Annotated in this window: 9 protein-coding genes and 1 pseudogene; 6 read left to right on the plus strand and 4 right to left on the minus strand. The window is 58.3% G+C overall.

Annotation, left to right across the window (positions count from 1 at the left end):
- Positions 1-18: 18 nt before the first annotated feature.
- Together AC1D17_RS21985 and AC1D17_RS21990 are read right to left on the minus strand one after the other, a co-directional pair.
- Positions 19-1,236 (minus strand): arginine deiminase, encoded by a 1,218-nt coding sequence (locus AC1D17_RS21985; RefSeq protein ID WP_477567435.1) that lies wholly within the window; start codon positions 1,234-1,236, stop codon positions 19-21.
- Between the two features lie 12 nt (positions 1,237-1,248).
- Positions 1,249-1,656 (minus strand): hypothetical protein, encoded by a 408-nt coding sequence (locus tag AC1D17_RS21990; RefSeq protein ID WP_477567436.1) that lies wholly within the window; start codon positions 1,654-1,656, stop codon positions 1,249-1,251.
- A 177-nt stretch (positions 1,657-1,833) separates the two neighbouring features.
- Here AC1D17_RS21990 and AC1D17_RS21995 point away from each other — a divergent pair, with 177 nt between their 5' ends.
- Both AC1D17_RS21995 and AC1D17_RS22000 read left to right on the plus strand, forming a co-directional pair.
- Positions 1,834-2,481 carry a BON domain-containing protein gene (locus tag AC1D17_RS21995; protein ID WP_477567437.1) on the plus strand — a complete coding sequence of 216 codons (648 nt, stop codon included), beginning with the start codon at positions 1,834-1,836 and terminating at the stop codon, positions 2,479-2,481.
- A 208-nt stretch (positions 2,482-2,689) separates the two neighbouring features.
- Positions 2,690-3,673, plus strand: a complete 984-nt coding sequence (locus AC1D17_RS22000; protein ID WP_477567438.1) for a zinc-dependent alcohol dehydrogenase family protein — start codon at positions 2,690-2,692, stop codon at positions 3,671-3,673.
- Between the two features lie 198 nt (positions 3,674-3,871).
- On the opposite strand, the gene AC1D17_RS22005 is transcribed toward AC1D17_RS22000, so the two are convergent.
- Positions 3,872-5,752, minus strand: a complete 1,881-nt coding sequence (locus AC1D17_RS22005) for a heavy metal translocating P-type ATPase (RefSeq protein ID WP_477567439.1) — start codon at positions 5,750-5,752, stop codon at positions 3,872-3,874.
- A gap of 221 nt (positions 5,753-5,973) precedes the next feature.
- Between AC1D17_RS22005 and AC1D17_RS22010 the strand changes: the two genes are divergently transcribed.
- Positions 5,974-6,423 (plus strand): hypothetical protein, encoded by a 450-nt coding sequence (locus AC1D17_RS22010; protein ID WP_477567440.1) that lies wholly within the window; start codon positions 5,974-5,976, stop codon positions 6,421-6,423.
- Between the two features lie 7 nt (positions 6,424-6,430).
- Here the strand turns inward: AC1D17_RS22010 and AC1D17_RS22015 are convergent, their stop codons facing one another.
- Positions 6,431-7,144: a response regulator gene (locus AC1D17_RS22015; RefSeq protein WP_477567441.1), complete on the minus strand. Its 714-nt coding sequence runs from the start codon at positions 7,142-7,144 to the stop codon at positions 6,431-6,433.
- A 148-nt stretch (positions 7,145-7,292) separates the two neighbouring features.
- Between AC1D17_RS22015 and AC1D17_RS22020 the strand changes: the two genes are divergently transcribed.
- The 3 genes and pseudogenes from AC1D17_RS22020 to AC1D17_RS22030 form a co-directional block, all read left to right on the plus strand.
- Positions 7,293-8,045, plus strand: a complete 753-nt coding sequence (locus AC1D17_RS22020; RefSeq protein ID WP_477567442.1) for a Crp/Fnr family transcriptional regulator — start codon at positions 7,293-7,295, stop codon at positions 8,043-8,045.
- 14 nt (positions 8,046-8,059) lie between these two features.
- Positions 8,060-9,973 carry a hybrid sensor histidine kinase/response regulator gene (locus AC1D17_RS22025; protein ID WP_477567443.1) on the plus strand — a complete coding sequence of 638 codons (1,914 nt, stop codon included), beginning with the start codon at positions 8,060-8,062 and terminating at the stop codon, positions 9,971-9,973.
- A 158-nt stretch (positions 9,974-10,131) separates the two neighbouring features.
- A pseudogene (locus AC1D17_RS22030) lies at positions 10,132-10,435 on the plus strand (universal stress protein); the annotation flags it as partial.

Consider the following 10,435-nt stretch of genomic DNA (forward strand, 5'->3'; position numbering starts at 1 on the left):
AGGTGCCTCCGGTATGAGTTAATTGGGATCGCGAATGAGCGGGCATGTCATGCAGTGACCGCCCCCTCGGCCGCGGCTGAGTTCCGCCCCCTCGATGGTGATGACCTCGACACCGGCGCGTCGAAGGAGCGTGTTGGTGTAGACATTGCGGTCATAGGCGAGGACGATCCCGGGTCTGACCGCGACGACATTGTTGCCGTCATCCCATTGCTCCCGCTCCGCCTCGTAGCAGTCACCCCCGGTTGCCACGACGCGCAACGCCTTCAGTCCCAGCGCGGCCGCCACGACCGAGATGAAACTCTCGCTCTCCTCTGTCACGTCGATACTGCCTTGCGCAGAGCCCGGCCGCAGTGAAAAGCTTCTGATGCGATCAACGACCGGCGGATACATGGTCACCAGATCGCGGTCGCAAAAGGTGAACACCGTGTCGAGATGCATGAAACTGCGGTCTCTGGGCATCAACGCAGCGATCACATGTGTCGCCGTTCCCGTCCTGAATAGATGGCGCGCCAGAGCATCGACAGCCTGTGGCGTCGTTCGCTCTCCCATGCCGATCAGAACGGCTCCGTTGCCGATCGGCATGACGTCACCCCCCTCAAGGCTCGCTCCGGCGCGCTGCATGTCTGGGGAGATTAGCGGGAACCCGGCATCGCGAAAGCGTCGATGGTACCGGTAAACAGCATCCACATTTGAGGCTTCTGGTCTGCGGGCCGGCCAGTACATGGCGTTGACTGAGACGGTGCCATAAACCCAACAGGAGCTGTCTCGCGTGAACAACTGATTGGGCAATGGCGGCAAGACGAAGTCTTGCGGCGCAAGGGTGCAGCCGGTCAGACCCGCTGGTTGAAAAGGCAATTCGGCCCGGGCAATCCCGCCCACCAGAAGAGTGGACAGTTGATCGCTGGCCATCTCGTTCAGCCAGCCCCTCAGTTCATCCGCCATATCAAGGCCGACAACCGAGGCGTCCGCGCGTTGATCGAGAAGCCATTTTCGCGCCTCCGGCAGTTCCAGGGTCTCGGACAGGAGTTCACCGAAGGATTGCACCAATACGCCCTGTTCACGCAGGGCATCAACAAAGACATCGTGCTCCTGCCGCGCCCGCTTGACCCAGAGGACGTCATCGAAAAGGAGTGCCTTGCAGTTGTCCGGTGTCAGACGACGCAAACTGAGATCCGGTCGATGGACCATGACTTCGCGCAACCGACCGGTCTCTGAGTGAACGCCAAGTGTGTCCATGACATTTTCCTTTCAAAGAGCGCTGATCGTGCCGGTCCACATCTGGTACGCGGCATAGAGGCCCAAGGCGCCAAGAACGACCGCGAGCGCGACTTCAACTGGATGGAAAAGGCGACGCTCCGTCTCAAAATGGGCCCAGGCGTAGAAAAGGATACCGGGAGCATAGAGAGCAGCACACATATAGAGGTAGTTCAAACCTGCAGCATAAAGCAGCCAGGCTCCATACAGGGTCGCCAAAAGACCAACGAGCATGGGCAGAACGCGGTTTTCTCCCGGTGGATAGTTTTCGCCGGTGATTGCAAGCTTCGCCGCGTAGGCGCCCGAAAAGATGTAGGGCACGAGAATGGCAACAGATGCGATCGAGAACAGGGCCTGATACGTGCTATGTGCAAACAGGGTCACAATGAGGAGTAACTGCACCAGTGCGTTTCACGCAATTTACTGAAGCCGAGCGCACAAGGAGTTCACGTGACGCAGCCGATCAGTCGTGGTCAATACATCTGTTTTGACCCACATCAAAGACGCGGACGGTGGACAGCCTGATACTTGATCGCTCAAGCAGGGGGCTCCTGCGTTCTAATATGGGAGGATGAAATTATGAGTGATCTCGCATTGAGGCAGAACATCATCGATGAGCTGGAGTTTGAACCAAGTATCGATGCTGCGGACATCGGCGTGGCAGTTGACAGTGGGGTCGTAACCCTGACTGGCCACGTGCCCAGCTATTTTCAGAAAATTGAAGTCGAAAACGTCGTCAGCAGAGTAAGGGGCGTACGCGGCATTGCCCAGGAAATCGAGGTGCGCCCATTTGGGACGAACGCGACGGCGGATGACGAAATCGCCAAGCGGGCGTTGAATACGATCAACTGGAATACAACCGTTCCGAAAGACGCAGTTCAGGCTAAGGTCACGAAGGGATGRGGCACGTTGTCTGGCAAGGTAGAATGGCAATACCAAAAAGTCGCGGCATTTGATGCCGTTAAACGGCTAACCGGGGTAATTGGCGTTAGCAACAACATCGATGTCAAGCCGCGTGTTTCCACTTTCGACGTGAAGAAACGCATCGAAGATGCACTGAAACGCACAGCCGAAGTTGAGGCCAACGGTATCACGGTTCTTGTCGCCGACGGCAGGGTGACCCTGGAAGGTCATGTGAATGCTTGGCCGGAACGCAGCGCAGTCGAGCGTGCCGCGTGGTCCGCACCGGGCGTGAAGGATGTCGTCGACCACATAAGAGTTTCCTGAATTCTGACGCAACAAGGCGACGGCACGACCGTGGTCGCGCCGTCGGCATTCTTGCTGCAGCCAACAATCTTGCAGGATCGATCGGTCTGGCGATGGAGCCGATGCGCGCGTTTGAGCTTCCCATACGCATCCGTGTCGCCGATGCCTCTGTTATAATGTCTATTCAAAGGAACTTTCGCCAGGTCTAGTCGGGGGGAAGAATTGATTTATGAAAGCCATGGTTCTTGAGACAATCGGGGCGCCGCTGGCGATGGTGGAAAGACCGGACCCGCTTCCATCCGCGGGCGAAATCCGAGTGAGGGTCGAAGCTTGCGCGGTGTGCCGCACCGATCTACACGTGATCGATGGAGAGTTACCCGATCCAACGCTGCCGGTGATCCCCGGTCATGAGATCGTCGGGATCGTGGACGCGATTGGAGAGGGCGTGGACCCAGCGCGGTTCGGTCGCCGCGTCGGCGTGCTATGGCTCGGACACACCTGCGGCAGATGCCACTACTGCCTCTCGAAAGCGGAAAATCTTTGCGACCGACCGCAGTTCACCGGCTATAGCCGAGACGGTGGATTCGCCACCCATGCCGTTGCGGATGCGGGTTATGCTTTTGACCTCGATCCGCGTGCGGATCCCGCCGCGCTCGCGCCCTTACTGTGTGCGGGGCTGATCGGCTGGCGGTGCCTGAACAAGGCGGGTGATGGCAAGAGGATCGGGCTTTACGGATTCGGGGCCGCCGCCCATATCATCGCGCAGATCTGCATCTTTCAGGGGCGGGAGGTCTATGCGTTCACGGCCCCCGGGGATCATGTTGCGCAGGACTTTGCCCGCCGTCTGGGAGCCCGATGGGCCGGAAGTTCGGATGCAACGCCGCCGATCGCACTGGACGCCGCGATCATCTTTGCACCTGTGGGTGCACTCGTGCCTGCCGCTCTCGAGGCGGTGCGAAAGGGTGGTCGGGTTGTTTGCGGTGGCATCCACATGACTGACATCCCATCCATGCCCTACGCGGTTTTGTGGGGCGAGCGCGCATTATTGACGGTCGCCAATCTTACTCGCCAAGATGCCGAAGAGTTTTTTCCGATCGCGGCGGCAGCCCGGGTCCGGACCCATACCAGAATCTATCCCCTCAAAAAGGCGAACGAGGCGCTAGCCGACCTGCGACATGGCCGTCTGAGCGGTGCCGCGGTGTTGGTGCCATGACATGCGCTCGACGAGTGCGCCTGTCCGGGGCAGGTGCGTTATCGATTTGGCGTTTCGAAACCGGGAAAGTATTGGACAGAATAGTCGCGTTTGCCGGTAGTCTCAGACCCGCGTGACACATAACAACGAGCGAGAATGTTCCGCCTAATCTCGGTCGAACCCCGTCCATTGTTTGTAACATAAAGAGGTCTGGCAGTTCTAAACGTTGGCATCTACCCTTTCTACCGGTCGCAATGCCCGCAAAGCATTCATGATCACAGCAACGTCTATCGCCTCTTGGAGAAGAGCCCCATGCAGGGGTGGAAGGTACCCGAGGGCGGCAGCGACCATCCCGGCGAGAGAAAAGCCAAGGCCGGCGAACACGCTCTGTCGGGCGATATGGATCGTCCGTTGGGCAATGCCTAAAGCCTCGGCGAGCGGTTCAAGATGGTYGACGAGCAGAACGACCCCAGCCGACTGCGAGGCGGCAGCAGCGCCTCGTGCCCCCAAGGCCACCCCCACATCGGCCATCGCCAGAGCGGGTGCATCGTTCACACCGTCGCCGACCATGAGGACGGGTCCCCATTGGCGTGCGGAAGCAACGATAACGACCTTGGAAGCTGGTGCTTGTTCGCCAAGAATTTCGTCGAGACCGAGGTCTTTACCGATCCTGGTCGCAACGTCCAGCCTGTCGCCAGACGCGAGGATGATTCGCTGGATTCCGTGACGACGGAGCTTGTGAAGAACGTTTCGTGCCTCTGGACGAACCCGATCCGATAGCACAATCGATCCGGCAATTCGCCCGTCGACAGCGACGGAGATCGTCGCTTCACCCGCACGCCGTGGGTTCGGTACATGCAGTTTTACGGCCTCTTCAACCCGACCGGCCACGAAGGGGGCACCGCCGACAATGACTCGATGGTGACCGATGGAACCTTCTATGCCATCACCTGGCGCCTCATCTACATTGGTCGGCCGCTCAAGAGGTAGGCCACGGTCACGAGCGGCCTCTATCAAAGTAGAGGCGAACACATGGCCCGAGGCTTGGTCGAGCGAGGCGGCAAGGCGTAGAAGCTCGTTTTCCTCCAGCCAGCCAGTTGTCTCGATGGCGGCCACCGTCGCCTTGCCATGGGTCAGCGTACCGGTCTTATCAAGGATGGCGACCCGAACTCGCCCGAGCGCCTCAAGCGTGCCGCCGTCCTTGACGAGGCAACCCTGCGCTGCACAACGAGAGATGCCGGACATGATCGCCACGGGCACTGCAAGGATCAAAGGGCAAGGTGTTGCGATCACCAGAACGGCAAGAGCCCGTCGCGGGTCGCCCGACAACCACCATGCCGCAAAGGCGACTGAAAGGGTGACGACCAGGAAAAGGATCGCGTATCGGTCGGCCAGACGCACCATGGGCGCCCTGGTCTGCTGGGCAGCCTCCACTAGGCGGACGACGGCGGCATAAGTGCTTTCGGCTGCCGGACGAAGAGCGACAATGTCGAAGACGTCTCCCACCGAGGTGGTGCCGCTCAAGACTTCCTGGTCGACCAAATGGCGTTTTGGTACAGCCTCACCCGTCAGTGCCGACTCGTCGAGCGTCGCTTCGCCGGAGAGAATCACACCGTCGACGGGTAGAACCTCGCCGCGGCGGATCATCAACCGGTCGCCTGCCAGGACGTCTATTATCGGGACTTCCTCAAGAGCATCGCCGGCATAACGCATTGTCGTGTGAGCGACTCTACCCATCAAAGCCGTCATTTCCCTCGCCGCGCGGTTGGAGGCGAAACTCTCAAGCAGTTGCCCGCCGGCATACATCAATGCCACGACGTTCGCGGCAAGATGCTCACCGAAGGCGAGGGCGACGCTCATCGACAACGCCGCGACGATATCGAGTCCGGCATCGCCTTTGCGAAGCGACCGAACAATCTGGAGGAAGAGGGCCGAGAGTACTGGGATGGTGCCTCCCATGAATGCCAGCCCTGCCAGTTCCGACCGTCTCGCAGTTAGAAAGAGTGTGCCCATCAGCAGACCCAGGGAGGCAGTCAGCACCAATAGGACGCCACGCGAGCGCACCTTTAACAGGAATTCGCCGCCGCGCTTGGGGATCATCGGTCGTCCTTGCGAGTTGGAGGGCGCAATGCAGGCGTTCTGCCCGGTTTTGGCTTGGAATGCCCAATTCAGCTTAAATTCGAAGATCCGGCATTGATCTGTCGCAATGCAACAGGTTGGCTTTTCCGCTTTCGTAGGCATTCGAGACGAATGACATCGGCAAGCCTATCGGCTGAAAGGTAGCGTCAAGGTCGGCCACGAGGTTCACTGAGGAAATGCGTATGTCTCCAATCTATACTATTACACAGATCCAGCCGTTTGATGTGGATAGGGCCTATCCGCTTATCGAACCTGTCGCCTCGACACTCGACCTTGCTGCATGGCGACGATACTGCGCTCAGCTGGCGACCAACACCAACGTTGTTGAGCGAGGGGAGCAGGCATGGATCGCGCTCAATCCGATGGGGGTGATTCAGGGACTTGCTTTGTGCAAGCTTGGCGATGATTTCGCGCATAAACGAATACTTGATGTGCCCATCTTCGTCGTTGCGAGTGCCGCAGACGATGCCGGGGTCTCCAAGGCCCTTATTGACAAGCTGCGGGGCATCGCCGCAAAAGCCGAATGCACAAGCATTCGCTTCTGGACATTGACGTCCGACAACTGGACGCGGCGGCTACAGCGTTTAGACTACAGCCGTTGGGATCATGGCGTTCGGCTGATCCTCAAATAGTCGTGCGCTATCGGGATACAGGCTTGCCGGTGAAGACGTAGCCAACGCCCCGGACCGATTTGATCAGATCGGGTCTGGACGGGTCAGGTTCTATCTTTTTTCTCAAGCGACCGATCTGCGCGTCGATGCTTCGGTCAAAGGCGTCGAGATCGCGGCCGCGAGTGAGTTCCATCAGCGTCTCGCGTGAAAACACACGTTTTGGGTGGCGGCAGAGAACGACGAGCATGTCGAATTCGCCCGTCGTCAGGTCGATGTCGCTTCCGCGCGCAGTCACCGCAAGGCGCCGGCCGAGGTCAAGAGTGAAGGTTTCGAAGGTAAGGGCGTCGCCCTTGGCGTCTCCGTTCGGAGTGCTGATCGCCGCGCGTCGCCGGAGCACCGTGCGAAGACGCGCCAGCACCTCCCTAAGGTGGAAGGGTTTGGCAATGTAATCGTCTGCCCCGATCTCCAGGCCGACAATTCTGTCGATGACGTCGTCGCGCCCTGTCAACATCAGGATTGGAATGTCGGACGTTAGACGTATTTCTCTTGCGATCGCTAGTCCGTCATCGCCTCCGGGCAGGACGAGATCGAGGAGAATGGCATCAAACGTTGTGCGGGCCAGACAGGCGCGCATCGCTGAGGCGTCCGCCACCGCCGTCACGCCGAAACCCTCCTCCTGGAAATAGCGGGTCAGCATATCCCGGATGCGCGGGTCATCGTCGATGACAAGAAGGTTCTGCATGCAGGAAGCCCAATCGCTATTGTGTCCCAAGGAGTTTGGCATCTGTTACAAATTGTTGCAATTTCGCGCTAACTATTACGGGCCTAGCGTTCGCTCGTCACATGTACCAGCTCAAATCCCCTCGTCAAACACGAGAGAGGAGATGGCTATGGTCCCGACAGAAATCGCTCGTCAATCCCGTTCCGAAGGCGTCATTGCTCTGGCGTCACACCTTCAACCGAGCCTGGCGTGCGTCTTCGACAGACAGCCAATCGAAACATTCGAGCCGGGACAGCCGATCTTCTGGCAGAGCGACCCCGCAAAGCATGTGTTCRAAATCGTCGAAGGTCTCGTCAGAGTCTTCAAGATACTCTCTGACGGCCGCCGCGTCATTACCGGGTTTCTCTACGCTGGCGATCTGATTGGAATTTCGCTCCTGGATCGGTATCTCTACGGGTCCGAGGCGGTGACGAAGACGAGGGTCCGGCGTTTCTCCAAGCAGAGCTTCCAGCAAAGGATGGACCAGTCGCCTGAACTCCGACCCAGCCTTTTTGCGCGACTGAGCGACGAGATGGCTGCCGCACAGGAACAGATGGTCCTGTTGGCGACGAAGACAGCAGAGGAACGCGTCTGCACATTCCTTGTCCTGACAGCTCGACGCGACCGGGACGCATTCGTTGTGTCTCAGCTCGACTTACCGATGACACGCCAGGACATTGCAGACTATCTTGGCCTAACAATCGAAACAGTTTCCAGGACCTTTTCCAGCCTTGCTTCGCGCGGGGTGATCACGGCGAAGGGGCGTCATCAATACGGGGTCAAGATCGAGAAGTTGATCACGCTCGCCGGTGAAGTTGACGCTTTCCATGGCGGGGCGGATGTGCATGATGACGTGAACGCGCGCGAGTTTGCCAGCGCTTAACCCGAAGAACCGCGATGTCTCAATTCCAGGCGTTACAAACGGTCACCCAACACGGATTGGGCGAGATCGAACGGATCCTCGGCGGGGCAAGCGTCATTGTTCATCGCTTCGACGGGGTGATCGAGCGCTGGACCGCAGGATGTGAGGCCCTTTACGGATGGTCCCGTGCCGAGGCGATCGGCGCCATCGTGCACGACCTTCTTGCCACAGAATTTCCGGAACCTCTTGAGGACATCCGTCGCAAACTTCACGAGACTGGTGCTTGGTCCGGAGATTTAAAGCACCAACACAAGGACGGGCACAGCCTCTATATCGCTGCTCGTTTTGTCTGTGTAATCAAGGAGCAAACCGGGACTCTGGTTATTATCCAGACCAACAACGACATCACTACGCTGAAACAAGCGCAAGGGAACCTCGCGCAGCGTGAGGCACATCTGGCCTCTATTTTGGCTACGGTCCCCGAAGCAATGGTCGTTATCGATGAAAGGGGCCAAATTACAGCCTTTAGCGCTGCTGCCGAACGACTTTTTGGCTATCAAGCTTTGGAACTGAAAGGTTCGAACGTAAACGTTTTGATGCCCGAGCCATATCACGGGGCACACGATGGCTACCTAACTCACTATATAGAAACCGGCGAACGTCGCATTATCGGATATGGCCGTATGGTCACCGGCCTGCGAAAAGACGGTACCTTGTTCCCGATGGAGCTTTCGGTGGGCGAGGCGATTTCTGACGGCAAGCGTGTGTTCACGGGCTTCATTCGCGACCTGACGAGCCGCCATCGAATGGAGGAGGAACTGCGCCAGGCGCAGAAGATGGAGGCGGTCGGTCAATTGACGGGCGGACTTGCGCACGACTTCAATAATCTTCTCACCATCATCGGGGGCAATCTCGAAATGCTCGAGGCGAAGCTTTCCGACCCGAAACTTCTTAGCCTCGCTCGTGAGGCGCAGTTGGCCACAGACGACGGCGCCAAGATCACCGGTCAGCTTCTTGCCTTCGGGCGCCGGCAGGCACTCGATCCAAAGCTCGAAGACGTAGGTCGACTAATCGACGGTTTTGCGGATCTTCTCAGGCGCACGCTCGGGGAAAGAGTGGAGTTGCGCAGCATTGTCACTGGAGCAGCCAATCGCGCGCTAGTGGATGCGTCACAACTGCAAAACGCAATCCTCAATCTTGCCCTAAATGCTCGCGATGCGATGCCGGACGGCGGACGTCTTACAATTGAGGTCAGCCGCGTAACCCTTGATGTCGATTATGCGGCGATGTACCCCTATGTCAGGACAGGTGAATATGTGCTCATCGCTGTGAGCGATACCGGGACTGGAATGACGGAAGAGATCAAACGCCGCGCGTTCGAACCCTTCTTCACGACCAAAGCCGTCGGCACGGGGACCGGGCTTGGGCTGAGTATGGTCTACGGTTTTGCCCGCCAGTCTGGTGGGCATGTCCAGCTCTACAGCGAGACGGCCCAAGGAACGTGTGTTCGAATATTTCTGCCAGTTCAGCAAGGAGCAATCACTCCTGACGGTCCGTCCGTTACTGACGATGTCGCACTCCCGACGGGCGAGGAACTTGTCTTGGTCGTCGAGGACGATCCCCGGGTCCGGCGCGTGGCTGTCTCGCGGTTGAAAGGTCTGGGATATCAGGTGTTGGAGGCAGGAAACGGCACAGATGCGCTCGCTCTCTTCGAGCAAATACCGGAAATTGCACTCGTATTCACTGACATCATAATGCCCGGACCCCTGACCGGCGACAAGCTGGCAGAGGCGGTCAAGGAGCGGCGCCCCGATGTTGCGGTGTTGCTAACGTCTGGTTATGCGTCGCCTGAGATTATTGGCGGAAGTTTCCTGAAAAACGCGAGCTGGCTGAAAAAGCCCTATACCACGCGTGGACTTGCGGCGCGCTTGCGCCAGCTCCTGGACTGACAATACCTCGTTAATCGCGACCGTGATTGCCTTGGTAACGCGGATTGCCACGAGCGCCCGCGCATTGTCGGCGACGGTCGCCCTTTGCGCTAGATCAAAGTCAGCGACTGCTGGTTTGCTATGCTCAGGACGATCCTCACACAGGAAAGGCTCAGACCATGACGATCAAAACCGTTCTCGGTGTCCTCGATGTCACCAAATTCCATAAGGACCTGGAGAGTGCCATCACGTTCTGTGGCACGCACCAAGCCCACCTGACTGCCCTCGTGGTAGCAATGGGAGCCGGCCCTTACCTCGGCACATATGATGTCATTTCCACCGTCTGGGTCGAAGAGCGGCAACGCGAGATCGACGAACTTTACAAGGCGGCGGAAACAGTCAAATCAATGCTCGGGAAGAGCGAGATTTCCTGGGACGTTCAGGACATCTACACCGAATTCGCGTGGGCAGCTGATGATATTG

It is taken from the genome of Pararhizobium sp. P1_E7, from assembly GCF_056405855.1.